Origin of the sequence: Nisaea sp. (genome assembly GCF_017640745.1) — a bacterium.
Taxonomy (GTDB): Bacteria; Pseudomonadota; Alphaproteobacteria; order Thalassobaculales; family Thalassobaculaceae; genus Nisaea.
Genome location: NZ_JAEPQA010000022.1, coordinates 25,961 through 48,013, shown reverse-complemented (window position 1 = coordinate 48,013; position 22,053 = coordinate 25,961). Strand labels below are relative to the sequence as shown.

Sequence of the window (22,053 nt, the reverse complement as noted above, 5' to 3'; positions counted from 1 at the left end):
TTGAGTAGAAAAATGCTTTTCGGTTTCATCCGCACGAGTTCGGACGATTTGAGCAAGGCGCTCAAGGTTTGCAAAGCCGTTGCACACGGCGATTTCTCCGCCCGTATCATCGGCATCAACAAACGCTCCGAGCATGCGGAGCTTCTGAACGCGATCAACGAGATGATCGACCGCTCGGACGCCTATGTACGGGAATCGAAGGCATCTCTTGAATATGTCAGCAAGAACAAATACTTCCGCCGCATCCAAATGAAAGGCATGGTGGGGAGCTTTGCCCAGGCGAGCGGCACCATCAACGACGCCTCCGCCTCCATCGAGGAACGCGTCGCCAACTTCAAGGCGGTTGCCGGCGAGTTCGACCGGAAGATGAAGAATGTGGTCGACGCCGTGGCAGCGGCCGCGACCGAACTCGAGGCAGCGGCCCAGGCGATGACCGGAACCGCGTCGGCGACGACGCAGCGTGCCGCCAGCGTCGCCGCCGCGTCCCAGGAAGCCTCCACCAACGTGCAGACGGTCGCTTCTGCCGCAGAGCAACTCTCCGCCTCGATCCAGGAGATCAGCAGTCTCGTTGCCCAGCAGGCGGAGATCGCCTCGGCCGCTACGTCCGACTCCGACGCGGCCAACGAGCAGATTTCCGAGTTGAAACGTGCGACCGAAGAGATCGGCGACGTGGTCAAGCTGATCAACGACATCGCGTCGCAGACCAACCTGCTCGCGCTCAATGCTACCATCGAGGCCGCCCGTGCCGGGGAAGCCGGCAAGGGGTTCGCGGTCGTCGCCAACGAGGTCAAGACCCTGGCCAGCCAGACCACGAAGGCGACGGACGAGATCGCCGGCAAGATCGAGGGAATCCAGAGCACCACCTTCGGCGCGGTCGAGAAGATCCGCCAAGTCGGCGTCACCGTGCAGAAGATCAACGAGATCTCCTCCGCCGTCGCCGCCGCGGTCGAGGAACAGGGCACGGCGACCCGGGAAATCGCAATGAATGTCGAACAGGCCTCGGCCGGCACCACGGAAGTCTCGGAGAATATCGAGGCCGTCTCCCAGGGGGCTTCGGAAACCGGCAGCGCGGCCACCCAGGTCCTTGGAGCGGCGACCGAGCTCTCGGTTCAGGCGAACAATCTCAGCGACGAGGTGCGCGAGTTCATCGAAGAGGTCAACAGAGTCGTTTGACCAGATTGCCAAACCGCGGGTCCGCTGAGCAAGCGGGCGCGCGGCCGATACTGAAACTCAGGAAGATCATGTCCACTCAGAAAAAGCGGCTCCTCGTCGTCGATGACGAACGGGAAATGGCGGATTTTGTCGCCAACGTCGCCCGGCGTATCGGTTTCGATGCTGCCGCGGCCGAAACAGCAAGCGATTTCGCGCGGGAATATACCTCCGGCGTCGACATCATCGTGCTCGATCTCTTCATGCCGGAAATGGACGGTATCGAGATCATCCGCTTTCTTGCCGAGAACAAGTCGCGCGCCAAATTGATCCTGATGAGCGGCGTGGACCGCTCCATCCTGACCTCGGCGGAAAAACTGGCCGCCGAAAGCGGACTCAACGTCATCGCCGCTCTCGGCAAGCCGTTCCGTAAATCGGAGCTTCAGGAAGCGCTGACGAACCACGCCGTGGCGACACCCAGATACGCGCATAAGACCCGCGGCAGTCTTGATGTCGCGGCCTTGGAACAGGCGATTGCCGAGAAGGAATTCCGGCTTGTTTTCCAACCCCAGGTCAGGCTCCACGACCGTTCCTGGTGCGGCGTGGAGGCCCTGCTGCGCTGGCAACATTCCCTCCACGGGCCGATCTCGCCGGACTATTTCATTCCCCTCGCCGAGGAATTCGGCCTGATAGACAGGATCACCGAGTATGTCTTCGACGAAGCGCTCTCCCAATGCCGGCGTTGGGCCGATCTCGGCCATTTCCCGGAGATGTCCGTAAACGTATCGGCAAGAACGCTGCAGGATCTTGAACTCCCGGAAAAACTTGAGCGCCAGGTCGCGGAGTATGGCCTCCGCGCACATCAAATCACGATCGAGATTACGGAAACCAGTGTCGCGCATGATCTTCGCACGTCCCTCGACATCCTGACCCGGCTGCGGATCAAGGGGTTCGTCCTCTCGATCGACGATTTCGGGACCGGTTACTCCTCCATGCTCCAGCTTGTCGAGGCGCCCTTCACCGAACTCAAGGTCGACCGGGCGTTCGTCGGCTCTATGGCGCTCGATTCCAATTTGCGCTCCGTCGTCAGCGCATCAATCAAGCTTGCGCACGAGATCGGCATGACCGCGGTCGCAGAGGGGGTCGAAGACGAGGCAACCTGGCAGGCACTTGCCGACCTTGGCTGCGATACGGCCCAAGGATACTGGATCGCGAAACCCATGGACGGAGCGAATATTCTCGACTGGTGGGAGGACTGGTCCGCGCCGAGCGGCAATCACCAGGAGGCTACGAACGAACCTCCCCTGGCCAGTCTGGCAGCGGGATGATCAGATGACTGCACATCCGCATGACACGACAAAATCTTCCGCGCTCGCGCCATGGCCGCACGATCCGATCTTAGCGGACGAGGACTACAGGGCCATTTTCGAGATCACCACGGAAGGCGTGATCATACTTGATACCGACAGCCGTATCCTTGCCGTCAACCGCGCTGGCTGCGAGGTCTTCGGCTTCGCGCCTGAGGATCTGATCGGGGAAAATTTCTCGATCCTGCTTCCCCCCGAACACAGGCAATACCATGACAGAATGGTCCACGGCTCGTCGATCGAAACGCCGCGGATCGTCAACCACAACCGCACGCTCAAGGGATTGCGCCGATCCGGCGAGGTTTTCCCGGTCGAAGTGAACGTCGCTCCGCTGGGCGCCGGCTCCAGCCGGCGCTATGTCGGGATATTCCGTGACATCACGGAGCGCGTGAACGCCGAGCGCCTGCTCCGGCAGCGGCAGAAGATGGACTCCCTCGGCCAGCTCACTACCGGCCTCGCCCATGAATACAACAACCTGCTCGGCATCATGATGGGCCATCTCGACCTGCTCTCCGAGGAATTCACCTCGCGTCCGGCACGCGAGTCCCTGGAAGTGATCGAGCGAACGGCGAGCCGGGCCGCCAGCCTGACGCAACGGCTGCTGTCCTTTTCCCGCCCGGTGTCCGCCTCCGAGGATTTCGTCCAGGTCAGCGAAATCGTCGACCATCTCGACGCCCAGCTGCCGCGCAACAACGCGACCCGGGTCGAACTGACGATCGAACTCCCGGACAACCTTTGGCCCTGCAAGGTCAACAGGGAGGAGTTCGAGAGCGCCCTGGTCTCGCTCGCCAACAACGCGATCGAAGCCATGCCGGCCGGCGGCCGGATTCTCCTCGAAGCGGAGAACACCACGGTGAAAACTCCGATTTCGGCCGAACAGGCGATGATTCCGGCTGGAGACTATGTCCAGATCAGCATTCACGACCGAGGAACAGGCATTCCGGACCATATACGGGAAAGCATCTTCGAGCCTTTCTTCACGACAAAGCAGAACAGGAAGGCAGCAGGTCTCGGACTTTCCAACGTCTTCGGCTTCGTCACCCGTTCTCAAGGCTACGTCGCGGTGGAGTCGACCGTGATGAAGGGAACGACCATCGCACTGTTCCTACCGAGAGCAAATCCCCGGCCTCAGCCCAGGGAAATGCAAAAGCGGGATTCCTTGCCTCTGGCGACCGGTGCGCGCGCCCTGATCGTCGACGACGAAACCGACATCGGCAATTTCGCCGGGAGCGTGCTCTCGAAGGCCGGCTATCAGACAACGGTTCTGAGCGATGCGCGGCAGGCAATGAGTGAACTTGGCCCCGACAGCAAATCCTACGACCTCCTGATCACCGACATTCAGATGAGCGGCGAGATCGACGGGTTCCAGCTCGCCGAATATGCCCGCCGGTCTCATCCGGACATGAAGATCATCGCCGTCACCGGCTCGATCCGCGGACGGTCGGTCAGGAACTGGCAGGCCTCGAGTTTCGACCGCATCCTCTGGAAGCCTTTCCGAAAGGACGACCTGATGAAAGTAATCGAGCAGGACGACCGGCCCCGGACGCAGCGATAAGCGCGCCGACTGTGCGCCGGCGAACCGGCAGTACGCCGTCCTTCTCTCATATTTTCCAAGGCTATACTTGGAACGGAGACATCTAGAATGATGCCCATGGTCGACTCCCTCCTCGGCGACCTTTCGGTCTTGGTGATCCTGGTCATACTCCAGGCCGTCGTGGAGACCAATTCCGACAAACTCGGAAGGTTCAAGGGTGTCTTTTCGGGCATTCTGTTCGGTGCAACGGCGTGCCTGGTGATGCTCGTGCCCTTCCATCTCGGGAACGGGATCATCTTTGACGCGCGCTCTGCCATTCTCGCGCTCGCCCCCGTCTTTGGCGGCCCCGCAGGCGGCATCGCGGCCGGCCTCATGGGATCGGCAACCCGGCTCTATATCGGCGGCGGCGGAGCGGTCACCGGCACGATCGCAATCTGGTTCGCGATCGGCGGCGGAACGCTTTTCTACTATTTGATATCGAAGAAGAACAAGGGCCGGTCGTTTCTCGGTTACCTTCTGTTGGGCGTCGCGGTCAACGGGGCGACCCTGCTCCTCTTCTGGGCCATGCTCGGCAGCGCGATCACGTTGCAGATCGGCCCCATCATGTTCGGTTTCAACACTATCTCGACCGGCCTGTTGGGATGGCTTCTCCAGGAATTCTATGATCTGCGCCGGGACAAGCAGCAGACCGAGCAGGCCAGAGCCGAGGCGAGCGAACAGCTTGCCATCCTCAAGGGCGCATTCGAGAACTTTCCGGACGCGATTTTCGTGCTGGACCGGAATTTCAGGGTCACCGCCACAAACGACCGCTTCTACGAGATGCTGGAGCTTCCAAAGGAGCGCTTTCCCCTGGGATCAAGCCACTTCGACTTCCTTGCCTTCAACAAGAGTCGGGGAGACTATGTCGAGGACAACATCGTCGGCGACGAGTCGAGCCTCATGGCCCAGCTCGATCGCGGCACCCTGACCGAGTATGAGCGCACCCGGCCGAACGGCACCGTGCTGCGCGTCAAGAGCTTCCCATTGCCGGAAGGCGGGTTCGTCAGGACCGTGGAGGATGTGACCGCGCTGCGCGCCCAAGAGCGCCGGAAACGGGACACGGAAGCGCAGCTCTCGGCCATTCGCGATATCTCGACCGCCTACATGGCCGGCGAGGAGTCGAAAGTCCTATATGAGCGGATCCTACGCGCGGTGCTCGCGCTCACCGAAAGCGAGTTCGGCTTCGTCGGCGATCTCTACCGTGACGAGGACTGTAAGCCCTACCTGCGCTGCAATGCAATCTCCGACCTCAGCTGGGCCAGCGGAACATCTTACACGCCCGGAGAGATCATCACTGACCCGATCGTCTACCGGAATCTGGACACGCTTTTCGGACATGTCATCGCGACGGGCGAGACCCTGATTTCCAACGCTCCGGCCGCGCACCCCAGATCCGGCGGCCTGCCCGAGGGCCACCCGCCGCTGAATGCCTTCCTCGGGCTGCCGATCCGTGTGGGCGGGAAGATGATCGGCATGTTCGGCCTCGGCAATCGGGCCGGAGGCTACAACGCGGAGCTTGCCGAGCGGCTCGGCAATTTCACCCAGACCGTCGGGCTGATCATCTCCGGGATCAACGACCGTCTCGCACGCAATGCAGCGGAGCGCGAGCGGGACAAGAACCACCAGCGCCTCCGGCTGGCCGTCGAATCTTCGAATCTCGGCCTCTGGGAATATGATCCGGACAGCAACACCACCATCTATTCCGATATCTGGCGGAAACAGATCGGCTACGAAGGCACGGAGTTCCCCACCTCCCGTCTGGCTTGGCGGGAGCAGGTCCATCCGGACGACTTCGCGGCGGTGAGTGCCGCCTTCCAGCGCTCCGTTACGCATCCGTTCCCGCCTTACCGGGCCGAGTATCGGCTCAGGCACCGGGATGGCAGCTATCGCTGGATCCTCTCACAGGGCAGCATGGAATTCGGGGCTTCCGGAAAGCCGACGCGCATGCTCGGCATCACCTCCGACATCACCGAGATCCGTGGCACCGAAGAGGCTCTACACCAATCCCGGAAGATGGAGGCGATCGGCCAGCTGACTGCAGGGATCGCCCATGATTTCAACAACATTCTCGCGATTATCCTCGGCAATCTGGAGCTCATGGAAGAAACCATCGCGGACCCGGTAAACAAGAGTCTCCTGTCGACAGCCGTCAAGGCCACTGCCAGGGGAGCAGACCTGACATCTCAGCTCCTTGCATTTGGTCGCCGGGCGCCGCTGAAACCTGAAGAGATAGATATCAATAACCTTGTCGAGGAACTGTGCCCGCTCCTTCAGCGCACGCTCGGTAGCGGCGTCAAGATCAAGCAGGAGCTTTGCACCGGCCCGACACCGGTTCTCGTCGACAAAAGCCAGCTTGAAAACGCCATCATCAATCTGGCCATCAATGGGCGGGACGCGATGTCAGATGGAGGTGTTCTGACCATCACTACCCAGCTGATGGTGATTGACCAGAAATTTGCGGCATCACGGTCTTTAGATCTGAATCCTGGCGGCTATATCGTTATCGGGGTCAAGGATGTTGGATGTGGCATGGATTCCGCGATCCTTTCCCGCGTCTTCGAACCTTTCTTCACGACAAAGCCCAACGGACGAGGGTCAGGTCTCGGGCTTTCGATGGTCTATGGTTTCCTGAAACAATCCGGCGGCAGCGCAGTAATCCACAGCGACCCAGGCATGGGAACCTCGGTGCAGCTGTTTTTGGCGGTATCGAAGACCAAATCGGCAATCAATCCATGTCTCCAATCGGGGGCAATCAAGAAACCCGCCATGAGGAGCCTCAAGGTCCTCGTTCTGGAAGACGAGGATGCCGTGCGGGAAATCGTGTGCGAGGTTCTGAAAAGCCTCGGCATGCAACCGGTCGGTGCGAAAGACGGCAGCGAGGCCCTCTCCATGGTCCGCAACCACGTTCCTTACGATCTGCTGCTCTGCGATGTGTCGCTCGCCGGTCCGTTGAGCGGTCCCGAAACGGTCCAATTGATCCGCGAGATCGACCCAGATGCCAAAGCCCTCTTTATGTCCGGTTATCCCGGCGGTGATGAGATCACCCGGAAGATAGCGCCACATGACAGGCTGATACAGAAGCCCGTCGGCCGGTTGGAACTTCAGGCTGCGATCGAAGATAGTATCTCGGGTGAACGTGATATTAAAGTCTAACAAGGTTGTTGCCGAGTGTGCCGTGACCTGGAGTTCTTCTTCGCTCGATCCCTTCGCGGCTGTGGCTTGCTGCTCACGACCGGCTGAGAGGAGCCGTCTTGGCAGTGACGTCAGATGATGCGACCTTGGCCTTGAATTGATCCGTAAATGATCAGCGCTTCGCCATCTCGTATCCCTCTCATAGCTGCGGGTTACACCTTAGTAACCTGTCCGAATTTCCAGGACCACTTCACCGGAGCCAAGGCGGACGGCTGGAGGCCATTCTCGGGGAAGACTCAATCTCCTGCTGACCCAAGCGCGATGCGTACGATTGTGGGGCAAAGCAGAGAGGGAGACAAAGTCGTGGCCACGGTGACGGCTCAAAGCCCGGCATCTCACCTCCTAAGATAGCTACACGCAGACTTTCTAGAAGAACCGGGAGCTTGCGAGTGTCCGGCTACTCCGCATTTCGATTGTCTCTCTCCTCCCTTAGTTCAGCAGGTCGCGGACGTCGGTCAGGTGACCGGCCACCGCCGCCGCCGCCGCCATCGCCGGGCTCACCAGATGGGTGCGTCCGCCACGGCCCTGACGGCCTTCGAAGTTGCGGTTGGAGGTCGAGGCGCAGCGCTCGCCCGGCTCCAGCCGGTCGGCGTTCATCGCCACGCACATCGAGCAGCCCGGCTCGCGCCATTCGCAGCCCGCCTCGAGGAAGATCTTGTCCAGACCCTCTTCCTCCGCCTTTTCCTTCACCAGACCGGAGCCCGGGACGATGATCGCGTTCACATTGTCGGCGATCTTGCGGCCCTTCAGCACGCCCGCGGCGATCCGGAGATCCTCGAGGCGGCCGTTGGTGCAGGAACCGATGAAGATCTTGTCGATCTTCACCTCGTTGATCGGCGTACCGGCGGTGAGACCCATATATTCGAGCGAGCGGGCGATCTTCGCCTTGCGCACCGGGTCGGCAATCTGTTCCGGATCCGGAATGTTCGCGGTGATCGGGATCACCTCTTCCGGGTTGGTGCCCCAGGTGACCTGCGGGACGATCTCGGCCGCATCCAGCTCGACCTCGGTATCGTAGACCGCGCCCTCGTCGGACGGCAGCGTCTTCCAGTAGGCGACCGCCTGTTCCCAGGCGCCGGCCTTCGGGGCGAACGGGCGGCCCTTCAGATACTCGAACGTGGTCTCGTCCGGCGCGATCAGACCGGCGCGGGCGCCCGCCTCGATCGACATGTTGCAGATCGTCATCCGCGCTTCCATGGAGAGACCGCGGACCGCCTCGCCGGCGAATTCGATCACGTGGCCGGTGCCGCCTGCGGTGCCGATCTTGCCGATGATGGCGAGCACGATGTCCTTGGAATTCACGCCCTTGGGCAGCTTGCCCTTGACCGTGATGCGCATGTTCTTCGCCGGCTTCTGCACCAGCGTCTGGGTCGCGAGCACATGCTCGACCTCGGAGGTGCCGATGCCAAAGGCCAGCGCGCCGAAGGCGCCGTGGGTCGAGGTGTGGCTGTCGCCGCAGACGATCGTCGTGCCCGGCAGGGTGAAGCCCTGTTCCGGACCGATGATGTGCACGATGCCGCGCCGCTGGTCCTTCATGTCGAAATACGGCACGCCGAAGTCGGCGACGTTCTTTTCAAGCGTGGCGACCTGGATCCGCGAATCCTCGTCGAGAATGCCCTTGTCGAGATCCTTCGTCGGGACGTTGTGATCGGCGACCGCGAGGGTGAAATCCGGGCGGCGCACCTTGCGGCCGGCATTCCGGAGTCCCTCGAAGGCCTGCGGGCTGGTGACTTCATGCACCAGGTGACGGTCGATATAAATGAGACAGGTTCCGTCGTCCTGAACGTCGACCAGATGATCCTGCCAGATCTTATCGAACAGCGTACGCGGCTTTGACATCGCTGCTATGCTTCCTCTCATCTTGAGCGCCGGTTCCGATCGGCCACGATTGGGCCAACCGCTCTTCTTCTTGAGGCGCAACATATCTCTCGTCCCGAGACGGGCCCGGAGCATAACGAGTCGATCCTGCGGAAAAAAGCTGAATCTTGCGGGGAAACCGGGGTTTTCCGAAATTTACGAACCGATAAAGGCCAAACCCGAATGGATCTGAACGCGATTGCTTCCGCATTGGAAGGATTTGGCCTGTGGAACCTCGCTTTGTCCGCCGGAACGGTCGGTCTCGCGGGACTGGTGCGCGGCTTCTCCGGCTTCGGCGCGGCGATGATCTCCATTCCGCTGCTCAGCCTGCTGTTCGGGCCGCAGGTCGCGCTCGCCACCCTCACCACCATGGAAATGCCGGCGCAGCTCCAGCTGCTGCGCATGTCGCGCCGGGAGGCGGACTGGAAACAGGCGGCACCGATGGCGCTCGGCGGGATCGCCGCGCTGCCGCTCGGGACCTGGATCCTGGTCTCGATCGACCAGGACCTGCTGCGCCAGGCGATCTCGGCGATCGTGCTCCTGCTCGTGGCGCTGCTCGCCAGCGGATACCGGCACACCGTTCCCCGCCGCCTCGGCCTCGACATCGCCGTCGGCGGCGTCGCGGGCTTCCTCAACGGCTCCACCGGGCTCGGCGGACCGCCGATCATCTTCTACCTTCTTTCAGGGCCCTATGCGCCGACGGCCGTGCGCGCCAACATCACCGCCTTCTTCCAGATCGGCTTCGTCTTCGTGGTTGCGAGCTATGTCTGGTTCGGCGTGCTGACGCCGGAGCGGATGCTGCTCGGCGCCCTCATGGCGCCGTTCTACATGGCCGGGATCTGGGGCGGCGGGAAGCTGTTCCATCTCGCCAGCGAGCGAACCTTCCGGCGCATCGCCTATCTGCTGCTCTCGGTGATCGGCGCCGGCACGCTGCTCGGATAGGCCCGAAAGAAAACGGGAGCGCCAAGGCGCTCCCGCTCAAAAATTCCATGTCCTGAAGCTTACGCTTCGGCCGAACCGGTTTCCGGAACGGCGACGCTCGCCTTGCTGCGGTTGGTCACCTTCTCGGCGATACGCGCCGCTTTGCCGCGACGGCCACGCAGGTAGTAGAGCTTCGCCCGGCGGACCTTACCGCGGCGGGTCACCTCGATGCTGTCGAGGCGCGGGGAGTAGAGCGGAAACACGCGCTCGACGCCTTCGCCGTAGGAGATCTTGCGGACGGTGAATGAGGAGTTCAGGCCGTCGTTCTTGCGCGCGATGCAGACGCCTTCATAGGCCTGCACACGCTCGCGGGTGCCTTCGACGACGCGGACGTTGACCTTCACGGTGTCGCCCGGGCCGAAATCCGGAACCGGACGTTCGGCAACGAGCTTATCAAGCTGCTCTTTTTCGAGCTGTTGTACGATGTTCATTCTTCTTCTCCAGGTCTTGCCGGTGGCGACCGGTCCAACAGGGGACCGGTGAATACCGGCGCTCGAAACACATGCAGCTCATGACCTGCCCGACCACCGGGCCGCAGAGGAGCGGCATGCCGCATTCCAAAAAGCCGAGACTGGACAGACGCGCCGTCCGCTCCGCTCACTTGTCCGACCCGCGATAGCGTTCCCAGAGGTCCGGGCGCCGCTCGCGCGTGATCTCTTCCGACTGTTCCCGCCGCCATTTCGCGATCTTCGCGTGGTGGCCGGACAGCAGCACCTCGGGCACGGACAGTCCGTTCCACTCCCGAGGCTGCGTGTAGAGGGGATACTCCAGCAGCCCCTCCTCGAAACTCTCCTCGTCCAGCGTCGCCGCCGTACCGAGCACGCCCGGCAGCAGACGGATGCAGGCATCCAGCAGCGCCAGGGCCGGGATCTCGCCGCCCGAAAGCACGAAATCCCCGAGACTGACCTCTTCGAGGCCGCGGGCGTCGATCACCCGCTGGTCCAGTCCCTCGTAGCGCCCGCAGAGCAGCACCACGCCCGGGCCGTCCGCAAGCTCCCGCGCCATCGTCTGGTCGAACCTGACGCCGCGCGGGCTCAAATAAATTCTGCGGCCCGGAACGTCCTCGACAGCGGCCAGAGCCGCGTCGACCACATCGGGCCGCATCACCATTCCGGAACCGCCCCCGAAGGGGGTGTCGTCCACGGAGCGGTGCTTATCGCTCGCAAAGTCCCTGATGTCCAGCGTTTTCAGGGACCAGCGCCCCGCCAGACGGGCCTTTTCGGCGATCGAGTGCCCGAGCGGTCCCGGGAACATTTCCGGGAACAGGCTGAGCACCGTCGCCTGCCAGGGTGCGGGTGCGTCAGCCATGGTCCGCTTCGGCCTTGCGGTCCTCGTCCGACGCCTCGTCCAGCAACCCCGCCGGCGGATCGACCAGAAGCCGTCCGGCCGCGAGGTCGATCTCCGGAACCGAGGCCCCGTCGAACGGGACCAGCACGGTCTTGCGGCTGTCCGGCAGGCGGATCTCCAGGAGATCCCCGGCGCCGAAATTCTGCACCGCGACCACCGTGCCGAGGGTCTCGCCCGCGACCAGATCCGCCCGAAGGCCGATCAGGTCCGCATGGTAGAACTCGTCCGCGTCCGTCTCGGGCAGCCGGTCCCGGTCGATCAGAAGCTCGGTGCCCTTCAGGGCCTCCGCCGCGTTCCGGTCGCCGATCCCGGCGATACGCACCAGCAGCACGCCTTTCGCCTGGCCGGTCACCTCGAGCTTGTAGCTCTTCCCGGCGGCATCCTTCAGCGGGCCATAGGCGGCGATGTCTTCCGGCTGCTCGGTGAAACTCTTCACCCGGAGCAGGCCGCGCACGCCATGGACGCCGACGATGACGCCAAGAGTGACCGGCTCGGCCATCGGAGCTTAGCCCTCGGACTTCTCTTCCTCGGCCGGAGCTTCCTCGGCCGGGGCGGCGGCTTCGGCAGCAGCGGCCTCGGCAGCGGCAGCAGCCTCGGCGGCAGCGGCTTCGGCGGCCTCGGCAGCCTTCGCGGCCTCTTCCTCTTCACGCTCCTGGCGCTTGCGGCCCGGGGCGGACTTCTTCGGCTGGTCGCGATACTCGAACTTGCCGATCAGGTCGAGGGACGCGAGCATCTTGTGGACCCGGTCGGTCGGCTTCGCGCCAACGGAGATCCAGTGCTTGATCCGCTCGGCGTTCACCACGAGCCGGTCCGCATGCTCCTTCGGCAGCATCGGGTTGTAGGTGCCGAGCTTCTCGATGAAGAGACCGTCACGCGGGGACGTGCCCTCGGCGACGACGATGCGGTAGAACGGACGCTTCTTGGCGCCGCCGCGCGACAGACGAATGCGAAGTGCCATTGATATTTCCTTTCAGGTACGCGTTTAGCTGTTCACTTGGTTCCGAATTACTTCTTGCCGGGGAAACCGGGCGGCAGCATGCCTCCCGGAAGCTTCGGCATGCCTTTGCCAGAGAGGCCGGGCGGGAGCTGGCCGGCACCGGGCATGCCGGGCATGCCTCCGCCGCCACCGCCGCCGAGCAGGGCCCCGAGGCCCTTCATGCCGCCCATCTTGCCCATCTGTTTCATGACCCGGGTCATGTCCTGGTGCTGTTTCAGGAGCTTGTTCACCTCCTGAACGCTGGTGCCCGAACCGGCCGCGATGCGGCGCCGGCGCGAGGCATTCATCAGTTTCGCGTTCTTCCGCTCCGCCTTGGTCATGGAGAGGATGATCGCTTCCTGCTTCTTGATGACGTTCTCGTCGATATTGGCGCCGGCCATCTGTTTCTGCAGCTTGCCGATGCCCGGAAGCATTGACATGACGCCGCCGAGGCCGCCCAACTTCTTCACCTGCCGGAGCTGGGAGAGCATGTCCTCGAGGTCGAACATGCCCTTCTGCATCTTCTTCGCGATGCGCTCGGCTTCCTCGATCTCGATGGTCTCGGCAGCCTTCTCGACCAGGCTGACCACGTCGCCCATGCCGAGGATCCGGCCGGCGACACGTTCGGGATGGAAATCCTCCAGCGCGTCGGCCCGCTCGCCGACACCGACGCCCTTGATCGGCACCCCGGTGACCGCGCGCATGGAAAGCGCCGCGCCGCCGCGCGCATCGCCGTCCATCCGGGTCAGAACGATGCCGGTCAGCCCGACCCGCTCGTGGAAATTGCGCGCCGTGGTGACGGCGTCCTGACCGGTCATCGCATCGGCGACGAGGATGGTCTCGACCGGCTTCACCGCGTCGCGGACCTGGATCACCTCGTTCATCATCGACTCGTCGATGGAGAGCCGGCCGGCAGTATCCAGCATGACCACGTCGAAGCCCTGCAGCTTGCCCGCGGCCATCGCCCGTTTCGCAATCGAAACAGGCGTCTCGTTCTCGGCGATCGGCAGGGTCGCGACCTCGATCTGCTCGCCCAGCACGCGCAGCTGTTCGCGCGCCGCCGGACGGTAGATGTCGAGCGAGGCCATCAGGACCTTCTTGCGGTCCTTTTCCTTCAGCCGCTTCGCCAGCTTGGCGGTGCTCGTCGTTTTACCGCCGCCCTGCAGGCCGACCATCAGGATCGGGACCGGCGGAACGGCATTCAGATTGATCGTGCCGGCCTCGGTGCCGAGCATCTCCACGAGATTGTCGTGGACGATCTTGATCACCTGCTGGCCGGGGGAGACGGACTTGATGACTTCCTGGCCGACCGCGCGCTCACGCACGCGATCGATGAAGTCCTTCACCACCGGCAGCGCGACATCGGCCTCGAGCAGGGCCACGCGCACTTCGCGCAGCGCAGCCGTCACGTCGGCTTCTTTCAGCGCGCCGCGTTTCTTCAGGCGATCGAAAACCTCGCCGAGCCGGTTCTGCAAACTGTCGAACATGCGTCCGTAAACTCCAATTCCACCCGGTTTCACCAGCCCGAAAAGGCCCAAAGCAGTTGCGCGCCCGTGCTCGAACACTCGAGGACGGACGGAACCCGTGAAGGTCTCAGCAGACTGGTTTTTGCCGAGAGGGCCGGAACATATGGGCGCCGCGCGCGCGAGTCAAGCATTCCTGCGGCGTTCCGGGCCGTGCGGGGAAATCTCGCCCGATCCGGACACGGGACGGCGTCCAACCGTCGCTTTTGCCTTAGCAACGCTGCATGTGGTCGCTAGGCTGCTCACCCGCAACCCGGAGACACCCCATGAAGCTCGAAAGCCTAAAGACCTTCATCGTCGGGAACCCGCCGCCGGGCTTCGGCGGGCGCTATTTCCTCTTTCTGAAACTGCGCACCGCCTGCGGCATCGAGGGTGTCGGCGAGGTCTATGCCGCCTCCTTTGGGCCGAAGGTCGTCGCGGCGATGGTGGAGGATGTCTTCGCGCGCTATCTCCAGGGAAACGACCCGCACCATGTCGAGCGTTTCTGGCGCCGCGCCCACGGCTCCGGCTTCACCCAGCGCCCGGATCCCTCGATGATGGGCGTGGTCAGCGGGCTGGAGATGGCCTGCTGGGACATTATCGGCAAGGCGGCGGGAAAACCGGTCTACGAGCTGCTCGGCGGCATGGTGAACGAGCGCCTGCGCACCTACACCTATCTCTATCCACGCCCGGAGGACGATCCGGCCACCTTCTACAACAGCCCCGAAAAGAGCGCGGAGGCTGCCGCCGCCTGCGTCGCCGAAGGCTTCACCGCAGTGAAGTTCGATCCGGCCGGCCCCTATACCGCCTTCGGCGGGCACCAGCCCGACATGGAGATCCTCGACCGTTCGGAAGCCTTCTGCCGGCTGATAAGGGAAGCGGTCGGCGGCAAGGCGGACCTGCTCTTCGGCACGCACGGCCAGTTCACCGCCTCGGGCGCCAAGCGCCTCGCCCGGCGCCTTGAGCCCTACGACCCGCTCTGGTTCGAGGAGCCCACCCCGCCGGACATGCCGGAGGAGATGGCGAAGGTGGCGGCGGCGACCTCGATCCCGGTCGCGACCGGCGAGCGGCTGACCACCAAGTGGGAGTTCCGCCGCGTGCTGGAGACCGGCGCCGCCTCGATCCTGCAGATGAACATGGGCCGGGTCGGCGGGTTGCTCGAGGGCAAGAAGATCGCCGGCATGGCGGAGGCCTTCTACGCCCAGGTCGCGCCGCATCTCTATTGCGGCCCGGTGGTCGGCGCCGCCAACGTCCAGCTCGCCGCCTGCATCCCGAACTTCCTGGTGCTGGAGAGCATCCGCAAATGGGACGGCTTCCACGCCGATATCCTGAAGACGCCCATGCGCTGGGAGGAGGGCTATGTCATCCCGCCGAAGACGCCGGGCCTCGGCGTGGAGCTGAACGAGGAAGTAGCGCTGGCGCATCCCTATGAAGGCGACCAGCTGCATCTACAGATGAGCCAGGACCCGTTCGAGGTCGCGGGAGAGCCTTTCGCGGGCGGGTAAGCTACCTCGCGATCCCGTCGAACCGATGCCGGTCCATGCCGGCATTGACGCCCGCCTCGACCAGGCCCGACCAGGTCCCGGGATCCACCGGGATGCCATTCGCCTTGCGGTCGGCCGCGGTCTCGCGCTCCGGCTCGCCCGCGACGCGGACCTTGTCCATACCCTCGGCCGGCCGTGCGCTGGTAACATAGGCGAGCATGGAATCGATCAGGTCGCCGAACGGGATATCCCTGCCGAAGCCCTTCGGATCGATGATGACCGTCAGCATGGAGTTGCAGATCGTGTCGCGCTTCTGGTGCGCCGGATCGGTCACCGGACCGCCGAGCAGCGCCGCGCCGAGGATTTCGCCGAGCAGGGCGAGGCCGTAGCCCTTGTGCTGGCCGAAGGCCTGCAGGGCCCCGTTCGGCTCCTCGTACATCACCGCCGCGTTGCGGGTCGGCTGGCCGTTATGGTCGATCAGCGCGCCCTCGACCACTTCCTTGCCGGCATTGTAGGCGACCCGGACCTTGCCGAGCGCGACCCGGCTGGTCGCCATGTCGAGCACGAACATCGGGTTCTTGCCGGTTGCCGGAATGGCCGTGCAATAGGGGTTGGTCGAGTAACGCGCCTCGGCCCCGCCCCAGGGGGCTACGATCGGGCGGTGGCCGACCACGTTGACGAAATGGATCGAGATGAAGCCTTCCCTGGCGCAGATCTCGCCCCAGGCGCCGATCCGGCCGAGATGGTGCGAGTTGCGCAACCCGACGATCGCGGCGCCCGCGGTGCGCGCCCGGTCGAGCCCGAGATGCATCGCCTCGGCGCCGGTCACCTGGCCATAGGCCATATTGCCGTCGAGCAGGAGATAGACCCCGTTGTCGGAGACGTGGCTGACATGCCCGTTCACGGTCAGCGTACCGGTCTGCGCGTGGCGCATGTACTGCCCGACGAGACCGATGCCGTGGCTGTCATGCCCGAGCAGGTTGGCCTCGACCAGATTGCGCGCGACCGTGCGCGCCTCTTCCGGATTGCTGCCCGCCCGGCCGATCATCTCCGTGACCAGTTTCTCGAGCGCCTCATGCGCGACCGTGATCATTGTTCCGCTCCCATGGCATCGGTTTTCGGCGGACACGGTAACGGCGCCAAGGCCGTATTGGAATTGCCGTTAACAGCCGATATATATGCCGCCATGAGACAGATCGCGTTCCTCAAGATGAACGGCCTCGGCAACGACTTCGTCGTGCTGGACGGCCGCACTGCCGGCCCGACCCTGACGGAGCGGGATTACCGTGCCGTGGGCAACCGGCGGCGCGGCGTCGGTTACGACCAGTTCCTCACGATCGAGATGCCGAGGAACGGCGGGGACGCCTTCATGCGGATCCACAATCCGGACGGCAGCGAGGCCCGCGCCTGCGGCAACGGCACGCGCTGCGTCGCGGATCTGGTGATGACCGAACTCGGCAAGCGCCGTATCGATCTCGAAACAGTTGCCGGCACGCTGGTCTGCGAGCGCGTGAACGGCGGCAAGGTCCGGGTCGATATGGGCCCGGCCCGGCTCGACGCGGCGGAGATCCCGCTGGCGGAGAGCGTCGACACGCTGAATGTCGAGATCCCCGGCAATCCGTTCGGTTCCGCCTGCTGCGTCAATATGGGCAACCCGCACGCCGTGATCTTCGTCGAGGATGCGGAGGCGGTCCCGCTTTCCGAGATCGGGCCGAAGCTGGAAACCAGCCCGCTCTTCCCCGACCGCGCCAATATCGAGTTCGCCACCGTGCGCGGCCCGGAGGATATCCGCATGCGGGTCTGGGAACGCGGCGCGGGCATCACCGAGGCCTGCGGCTCCGGTGCCTGCGCGGTGCTGGTTGCGGCGGCGCGGCGCGGCCTGACAGGCCGGAAGGCGGACGTGGAGCTCGACGGCGGCGTGCTCACCATCGAGTGGCGCGAGGACGGCCATGTGCTGATGACCGGCCCGGTCGCGCTCAGCTTCAAGGGCACGCTCGACCTCGACGCGCTCGGCTGAGTACGCGCACCATGCGGCGCGCGCATGGCACCCCGCTGCCCGGAACGCTTGCATTCGGGGCCGTTTCCGGCCATTTCTCGCCCCATGAACCAGACTGACGACAACACGGACGGGCGCACCACGGGCCGGCCGGTCGAGACTTTCGGCTGCCGCCTCAACGCCTATGAGTCCGAGGTCATCCGCGACCATCTCGCCCGCGCCGGGCGCGAGGATGTCGTCGTCATCAATACCTGTGCCGTCACCAAGGAGGCCGAGCGCCAGGCGCGCCAGGCGATCCGCAAGGCCCGCCGCGCCAATCCGGCGGCCGAGATCGTGGTCACCGGCTGCGCCGCGCAGATCGATCCCGCCGCCTACGCCGCGATGGAAGAGGTCGACCGGGTGGTCGGCAACGAGGAGAAGCTGAAGGCCGAGACCTGGGCCCAGTCCGGAGACACGCCGGGCGAGGCGAAGATCCTCGTCAACGACATCATGAGCGTGAAGGAGACGGCGTCGCACCTCGTCGCCGGTCTCGAGGGGCGCGCCCGGGCCTTCGTGCAGGTCCAGCAGGGCTGCGACCACCGCTGCACCTTCTGCATCATCCCCTTCGGCCGCGGCAACAGCCGCTCGGTGCCGATGGGCGAGATCGTGCGCCAGGTGCGCGAGCTGGTGGCGAACGGCTATCGCGAGATCGTGCTGACCGGGGTCGACATCACCTCCTACGGGGCAGACCTGCCGGGCAAGCCGGAACTCGGGCAGATGGTGCGCCGTCTGCTCGCGCTGGTACCGGAACTGCCGCGCCTCCGCCTTTCCTCGATCGACGCGGTCGAGATCGACGGTGACCTTCTCACTCTGGTCCGCGACGAGCCACGCCTGATGCCGCATCTTCATGTCAGCCTGCAGGCGGGCGACGACATGATCTTGAAGCGCATGAAGCGGCGGCATAACCGTTCCGATATCATAACGTTCTGCCGCGAGATGCGGGCGGCACGCCCCGACATCGCCTTCGGTGGCGACATCATCGCCGGCTTCCCGACCGAGACCGAAGAGATGTTCGCCAACAGCCTCGCTCTGGTCGAGGAATGCGGTCTCTCCTATCTCCACGTCTTCCCCTATTCCGCCCGTCCGGGCACGCCGGCGGCGAAGATGCCGCAGGTCCCGGGCCCGCTGCGCAAGGAACGGGCGGCGAAGCTGCGCGCGGCCGGCGAAGCGAACCTCGCGCGCTTCCTCGAAAGCCTCACCGGCAGCCTGCAATCCGTGCTGGTCGAGAAACCGGATCTCGGGCGCGCGGAGAATTTCGCGCCGGTCCGCCTCGAAGGCGGCATTCCCGGCGAGATCGTCCCTGTCCGCATCACCGGCAGCGACGGCACCCACCTGATCGGCCAGATAGAACGGAAATCCGCCGCATGAGCGAAGAACAAGCGGAAACGCAAGAGCGCCGGGGCTGGTTCCGGCGCCTGAAAGACGGGCTTGCCAAATCCTCCGGCAAGATCGTCGGCGGGATCTCCGGCGTCTTCACCAAGAAGCGGCTCGACGACGAGAGTCTGGAAGAGCTGGAAGAGGTGCTGATCACGGCCGATCTCGGGGTCGAGACCTCGGCCCGGCTGATCGCGAACCTCTCGAAGGAGAAGTTCGGCAAGGACGTGACGGACGAGGAGGTCCGCACCGCCTTCGCCGAGGATATCGCCGAGATCCTGCGCCCGGTCGCGAGGCCGCTCGACGTCGCCACAGGCCGCAAGCCGCACATCGTGCTGATGGTCGGGGTCAACGGCAGCGGCAAGACCACCACCATCGGCAAGCTCGCCAAGCAGTTCCGGGATCGCGGCCTCTCGGTGATGATGGCCGCCGGCGATACTTTCCGTGCCGCCGCCATCGAGCAGCTCCAAGTCTGGGGCGAGCGCACCGGCACGCGGGTCATTGCGAAACCGCAAGGATCGGACGCGGCGGCGCTGGCCTTCGACGCCATCGGTGAAGCCAAGGCCGCGGGCACCGACGTGCTGCTGATCGACACCGCCGGCCGGCTGCAGAACCGGGCCGAGCTGATGGACGAGCTCGCCAAGGTGATCCGCGTCATCCGCAAGCAGGACGAGACGGCGCCACACGATTGCGTGCTGGTGCTCGACGGCACCGTCGGCCAGAACGCGCATAGCCAGGTGAAGGCTTTCAAGGAAATGGTCGAGGTCAGCGGCCTCGTGATTACCAAGCTCGACGGCAGCACCCGGGGCGGCGTCGTGGTGGCGCTGGCGGACCGGCTCGGCCTGCCGGTCCATGCCGTCGGCGTCGGCGAGAGCGCGGACGATCTGCAGCCCTTCGAGGCCGATCGTTTCGCCCGCGATCTGATGGGGCTGGATTAACTCCTTCTCTTGCCGTCATTCCGGCCACCGAGCCGGGACCTTTCTGAGCCCTGGGGTTCGACGAGGTCCCGGATCAAGTCCGGGATAACGACATATAGAACGCTCACACCCCCATCGGCATTTCGGAACGGGGGGCGAACTCGTCCTGCCCCAGCGTCTCCCGGTAATGCGCGAAGGCCCAGTGGACGCTCGGGAAGGCGATCTCGTCCCACGGGATCTCGTCCCAGGTGAAGAGCCCGACATCCTGGCTTTCCGGCCCCGGCGCGATCTCCTCCGAGAGCAGGCGGGCGCGGTAGATCATCTGCACCTGGCTGATCCGGGGAATATTGTAGACGCCGAGCAGCGGGCCGATCTCGATCCGGGCCCGCGCTTCCTCCCAGGCCTCACGGGCGGCGCCGTCCTGGGTCGACTCGCCCTCCTCCATGAAACCGGCCGGAAGCGTCCAGTAGCCGAGGCGCGGCGGAATCGCGCGCTTGCAGAGCAGGAACCTGTCCTCCCAGGTCACCACCGCGCCGACCACGATTTTCGGATTGATATAGTTGATGAAGCCGCAATCGGTGCAGACCAGGCGCTCACGCTCGTCGCCCTCCGGCACCAGTTTCGTCACCGGTCCCTTTGGCTTGCCTTGCTCTCCGGTCATCACGCTCCCCGTTCCAGACCTCGCGCGAAAACCCTAGCAGAGCCGCGGGCAAAAGAAAGCGCGGCCCTGTTGCAGGCCGCGCTCGAATTCCTGGACCGTTTCCGAACTCACACGAGGATGTCTATGGCATCGCCGCGTTCGCGCCGTGTCTCCCTGCGGGCGGAATTGCGCAGTGCGGTCGCACGCTCGTTATCGCCCTGAATTTCACTGTTTTCGTCGGAACTGGCGACCGCCGCTGCCGTCAGCGCATTGTTCCGGTCACGCTCCTGCTCCACCGGCCGGGGGACAACCAGTGTCGGGAGCGTCGCATTCAGCGGAACTGTGACAGGTACAGCGGGTATCATTTACCTTCTCCAGCACACCCAAATATGGAGTGGAGCAGGTAAAATGTCAACAAACCCTTGGTTTCCGGCGATTCGCTGACCGGGACTACTTGTCCGTCATCAGCGCGGCGACCCCGGGAAGCGTCTTGCCCTCAAGCCATTCGAGGAAGGCGCCGCCTGCCGTCGACACGTAGCTGAAGCGCCCGGCGACACCCGCATGGACGAGCGCGGCAACGGTATCGCCACCGCCGGCGACGCTGAGCAGCGCCCCCTGATCGGTCAGTTCGGCCGCCGTCTTGGCGAGCGCGACGGTGCCCGCGTCGAACGGCGGGATCTCGAAAGCACCGAGCGGGCCGTTCCAGACCAGCGTCTCGCTGTCGCGCAGCACCTCGGCGAAGGCCGCCACGCTTTCCGGGCCTGCATCGAGGATCATCTTGTCGCCGGGAACGGCGGATACGGGCACGACTTCGGACGGCGCGCCGGCTGCGAATTCAGCGGCGACAACACAGTCCGTCTGCAGGCAGATCGTGCAGCCTTCCTGTTCCGCTTTCGCAATGATTGCCCGCGCGGTATCGGCGAGATCGCGCTCGGCCAGTGACTTGCCGACCTCGTGCCCCTGCGCAAAGAGGAAGGTATTGGCCATGCCGCCACCGATGATCAGATAGTCGACCTTGGGCAGCAGGTTGCCGAGCAGCTCCAGTTTGGTGGAGACCTTGGCACCGCCGACCACCGCGACGACGGGACGCTCCGGAGATTCGAGTGCGTTGCCGAGCGCTTCCAGCTCCGCCTGCATCAGCAACCCGGCAAAGGCCGGCAGATGGTGGGCGAGCCCCTCGGTCGAGGCATGGGCGCGGTGCGCCGTCGCGAAGGCGTCGTTCACATAGATGTCGCCGAGCTTCGCCAGCGCCTTGGTGAAGGCCGCGTCGTTCTTTTCCTCGCCCTTGTGGAAGCGGAGGTTCTCGAGGATCAGCACATCGCCGGCATTCATCGCCGTGACCGCCTTTTCCGCGGGGGCACCGATGCAGTCCTCGGCAAAGCCGACCGGCACGCCGCCCAGCGCGTCCGAAAGCGGCTGCGCGATCGGCGCGAGCGACATGTCCGCGACCCGCTCGCCCTTGGGCCGGCCGAAATGCGACAGCACGACGACCTTCGCACCCTTCTTGCTCAGCGCGAGAATGGTCGGGGCGGCGCGTTCGATGCGCGTCGCGTCCGTCACCTTGCCGTCCTTCATCGGAACGTTCAGATCCACGCGCAGCAGAACCGTGCGGCCGTTGGCATCGAGGGTATCGAGAGTGCGATAGGCTGACATGTTTCT

The 22,053-nt window shown here is 64.3% G+C and carries 19 protein-coding genes; 9 read left to right on the top strand and 10 right to left on the bottom strand.

All coding sequences use genetic code 11. The annotated features are described in order from the left end of the window. Window positions 1-12: 12 nt before the first annotated feature. The 4 genes from JJ959_RS15490 (at window position 13) to JJ959_RS15475 (ending at window position 7,242) form a co-directional block, all read left to right on the top strand. Window positions 13-1,173, top strand: a complete 1,161-nt coding sequence (locus tag JJ959_RS15490; protein WP_292885354.1) for a methyl-accepting chemotaxis protein — start codon at window positions 13-15, stop codon at window positions 1,171-1,173. 68 nt (window positions 1,174-1,241) lie between these two features. Beyond that, on the top strand, window positions 1,242-2,477 hold the full coding sequence (locus tag JJ959_RS15485) for an EAL domain-containing response regulator (RefSeq protein ID WP_292885351.1): 1,236 nt from the start codon (window positions 1,242-1,244) through the stop codon (window positions 2,475-2,477). A gap of 4 nt (window positions 2,478-2,481) precedes the next feature. Beyond that, a complete protein-coding gene (locus JJ959_RS15480) occupies window positions 2,482-4,071 on the top strand; it encodes a PAS domain S-box protein (protein ID WP_292885348.1) in 1,590 nt (529 codons plus the stop codon). A gap of 96 nt (window positions 4,072-4,167) precedes the next feature. Next, entirely contained in the window at window positions 4,168-7,242 is a 3,075-nt protein-coding gene (locus tag JJ959_RS15475; RefSeq protein ID WP_292885345.1) for a PAS-domain containing protein, read from the top strand. A gap of 468 nt (window positions 7,243-7,710) precedes the next feature. On the opposite strand, the gene leuC is transcribed toward JJ959_RS15475, so the two are convergent. Beyond that, window positions 7,711-9,120: a 3-isopropylmalate dehydratase large subunit gene (gene leuC / locus JJ959_RS15470; protein ID WP_292885342.1), complete on the bottom strand. Its 1,410-nt coding sequence runs from the start codon at window positions 9,118-9,120 to the stop codon at window positions 7,711-7,713. A gap of 258 nt (window positions 9,121-9,378) precedes the next feature. Here leuC and JJ959_RS15465 point away from each other — a divergent pair, with 258 nt between their 5' ends. Then, window positions 9,379-10,080: a sulfite exporter TauE/SafE family protein gene (locus JJ959_RS15465; RefSeq protein WP_292885339.1), complete on the top strand. Its 702-nt coding sequence runs from the start codon at window positions 9,379-9,381 to the stop codon at window positions 10,078-10,080. 59 nt (window positions 10,081-10,139) lie between these two features. Here JJ959_RS15465 and rplS read toward each other — a convergent pair whose 3' ends face one another. From rplS to ffh, 5 genes are all read right to left on the bottom strand, one after another. Next, window positions 10,140-10,550 carry a 50S ribosomal protein L19 gene (gene rplS, locus JJ959_RS15460; protein WP_292885336.1) on the bottom strand — a complete coding sequence of 137 codons (411 nt, stop codon included), beginning with the start codon at window positions 10,548-10,550 and terminating at the stop codon, window positions 10,140-10,142. Window positions 10,551-10,716: 166 nt separating this feature from the next. After that, window positions 10,717-11,427: a tRNA (guanosine(37)-N1)-methyltransferase TrmD gene (gene trmD / locus JJ959_RS15455; RefSeq protein WP_292885334.1), complete on the bottom strand. Its 711-nt coding sequence runs from the start codon at window positions 11,425-11,427 to the stop codon at window positions 10,717-10,719. Then, window positions 11,420-11,965 (bottom strand): ribosome maturation factor RimM, encoded by a 546-nt coding sequence (gene rimM, locus JJ959_RS15450; RefSeq protein ID WP_292885331.1) that lies wholly within the window; start codon window positions 11,963-11,965, stop codon window positions 11,420-11,422. The genes trmD and rimM overlap by 8 nt, the downstream gene beginning before the upstream one ends. A 6-nt stretch (window positions 11,966-11,971) precedes the next feature. Beyond that, on the bottom strand, window positions 11,972-12,424 hold the full coding sequence (gene rpsP, locus JJ959_RS15445; RefSeq protein ID WP_292885329.1) for a 30S ribosomal protein S16: 453 nt from the start codon (window positions 12,422-12,424) through the stop codon (window positions 11,972-11,974). A 47-nt stretch (window positions 12,425-12,471) separates the two neighbouring features. Beyond that, a complete protein-coding gene (gene ffh / locus JJ959_RS15440; protein WP_292885326.1) occupies window positions 12,472-13,929 on the bottom strand; it encodes a signal recognition particle protein in 1,458 nt (485 codons plus the stop codon). Between the two features lie 302 nt (window positions 13,930-14,231). Here ffh and JJ959_RS15435 point away from each other — a divergent pair, with 302 nt between their 5' ends. Continuing rightward, window positions 14,232-15,449 carry a mandelate racemase/muconate lactonizing enzyme family protein gene (locus JJ959_RS15435; RefSeq protein ID WP_292885323.1) on the top strand — a complete coding sequence of 406 codons (1,218 nt, stop codon included), beginning with the start codon at window positions 14,232-14,234 and terminating at the stop codon, window positions 15,447-15,449. Between the two features lies 1 nt (window position 15,450). Here JJ959_RS15435 and JJ959_RS15430 read toward each other — a convergent pair whose 3' ends face one another. Beyond that, the gene (locus tag JJ959_RS15430) at window positions 15,451-16,521 is read right to left on the bottom strand and encodes a malate/lactate/ureidoglycolate dehydrogenase (RefSeq protein ID WP_292885320.1); all 1,071 of its coding nucleotides are present in this window, start codon (window positions 16,519-16,521) and stop codon (window positions 15,451-15,453) included. 93 nt (window positions 16,522-16,614) lie between these two features. On the opposite strand from JJ959_RS15430, the gene dapF reads away from it, so the two are divergent. The 3 genes from dapF to ftsY all read left to right on the top strand — a co-directional run bounded on the left by dapF (window position 16,615) and on the right by ftsY (window position 19,775). Beyond that, a complete protein-coding gene (gene dapF, locus JJ959_RS15425; protein WP_292885317.1) occupies window positions 16,615-17,445 on the top strand; it encodes a diaminopimelate epimerase in 831 nt (276 codons plus the stop codon). Between the two features lie 84 nt (window positions 17,446-17,529). Continuing rightward, window positions 17,530-18,831, top strand: coding sequence for a tRNA (N(6)-L-threonylcarbamoyladenosine(37)-C(2))-methylthiotransferase MtaB (gene mtaB, locus JJ959_RS15420; protein WP_292885314.1), 1,302 nt, complete (start codon window positions 17,530-17,532; stop codon window positions 18,829-18,831). Continuing rightward, window positions 18,828-19,775 (top strand): signal recognition particle-docking protein FtsY, encoded by a 948-nt coding sequence (gene ftsY / locus JJ959_RS15415; RefSeq protein WP_292885311.1) that lies wholly within the window; start codon window positions 18,828-18,830, stop codon window positions 19,773-19,775. The genes mtaB and ftsY overlap by 4 nt, the downstream gene beginning before the upstream one ends. A 103-nt stretch (window positions 19,776-19,878) precedes the next feature. Here ftsY and JJ959_RS15410 read toward each other — a convergent pair whose 3' ends face one another. From JJ959_RS15410 to JJ959_RS15400, 3 genes are all read right to left on the bottom strand, one after another. Next, the gene (locus JJ959_RS15410) at window positions 19,879-20,415 is read right to left on the bottom strand and encodes an NUDIX hydrolase (RefSeq protein WP_292885308.1); all 537 of its coding nucleotides are present in this window, start codon (window positions 20,413-20,415) and stop codon (window positions 19,879-19,881) included. A gap of 107 nt (window positions 20,416-20,522) precedes the next feature. Next, on the bottom strand, window positions 20,523-20,759 hold the full coding sequence (locus JJ959_RS15405; RefSeq protein ID WP_292885305.1) for a hypothetical protein: 237 nt from the start codon (window positions 20,757-20,759) through the stop codon (window positions 20,523-20,525). Window positions 20,760-20,844: 85 nt separating this feature from the next. Continuing rightward, window positions 20,845-22,047: a phosphoglycerate kinase gene (locus tag JJ959_RS15400; protein ID WP_292885302.1), complete on the bottom strand. Its 1,203-nt coding sequence runs from the start codon at window positions 22,045-22,047 to the stop codon at window positions 20,845-20,847. Window positions 22,048-22,053: the final 6 nt, after the last annotated feature.

Bases quoted from the DNA above. Each gene is read 5' to 3' on its own strand.
- JJ959_RS15490 (WP_292885354.1), top strand. From the start codon at position 13: ATGCTTTTCGGTTTCATCCGCACGAGTTCGGACGATTTGAGCAAGGCG.
- JJ959_RS15485 (WP_292885351.1), top strand. From the start codon at position 1,242: ATGTCCACTCAGAAAAAGCGGCTCCTCGTCGTCGATGACGAACGGGAA.
- JJ959_RS15480 (WP_292885348.1), top strand. From the start codon at position 2,482: ATGACTGCACATCCGCATGACACGACAAAATCTTCCGCGCTCGCGCCA.
- JJ959_RS15475 (WP_292885345.1), top strand. From the start codon at position 4,168: ATGGTCGACTCCCTCCTCGGCGACCTTTCGGTCTTGGTGATCCTGGTC.
- leuC (WP_292885342.1), bottom strand. From the start codon at position 9,120: ATGTCAAAGCCGCGTACGCTGTTCGATAAGATCTGGCAGGATCATCTG.
- rplS (WP_292885336.1), bottom strand. From the start codon at position 10,550: ATGAACATCGTACAACAGCTCGAAAAAGAGCAGCTTGATAAGCTCGTT.
- trmD (WP_292885334.1), bottom strand. From the start codon at position 11,427: ATGGCTGACGCACCCGCACCCTGGCAGGCGACGGTGCTCAGCCTGTTC.
- rimM (WP_292885331.1), bottom strand. From the start codon at position 11,965: ATGGCCGAGCCGGTCACTCTTGGCGTCATCGTCGGCGTCCATGGCGTG.
- rpsP (WP_292885329.1), bottom strand. From the start codon at position 12,424: ATGGCACTTCGCATTCGTCTGTCGCGCGGCGGCGCCAAGAAGCGTCCG.
- ffh (WP_292885326.1), bottom strand. From the start codon at position 13,929: ATGTTCGACAGTTTGCAGAACCGGCTCGGCGAGGTTTTCGATCGCCTG.
- JJ959_RS15435 (WP_292885323.1), top strand. From the start codon at position 14,232: ATGAAGCTCGAAAGCCTAAAGACCTTCATCGTCGGGAACCCGCCGCCG.
- JJ959_RS15430 (WP_292885320.1), bottom strand. From the start codon at position 16,521: ATGATCACGGTCGCGCATGAGGCGCTCGAGAAACTGGTCACGGAGATG.
- dapF (WP_292885317.1), top strand. From the start codon at position 16,615: ATGAGACAGATCGCGTTCCTCAAGATGAACGGCCTCGGCAACGACTTC.
- mtaB (WP_292885314.1), top strand. From the start codon at position 17,530: ATGAACCAGACTGACGACAACACGGACGGGCGCACCACGGGCCGGCCG.
- ftsY (WP_292885311.1), top strand. From the start codon at position 18,828: ATGAGCGAAGAACAAGCGGAAACGCAAGAGCGCCGGGGCTGGTTCCGG.
- JJ959_RS15410 (WP_292885308.1), bottom strand. From the start codon at position 20,415: ATGACCGGAGAGCAAGGCAAGCCAAAGGGACCGGTGACGAAACTGGTG.
- JJ959_RS15405 (WP_292885305.1), bottom strand. From the start codon at position 20,759: ATGATACCCGCTGTACCTGTCACAGTTCCGCTGAATGCGACGCTCCCG.
- JJ959_RS15400 (WP_292885302.1), bottom strand. From the start codon at position 22,047: ATGTCAGCCTATCGCACTCTCGATACCCTCGATGCCAACGGCCGCACG.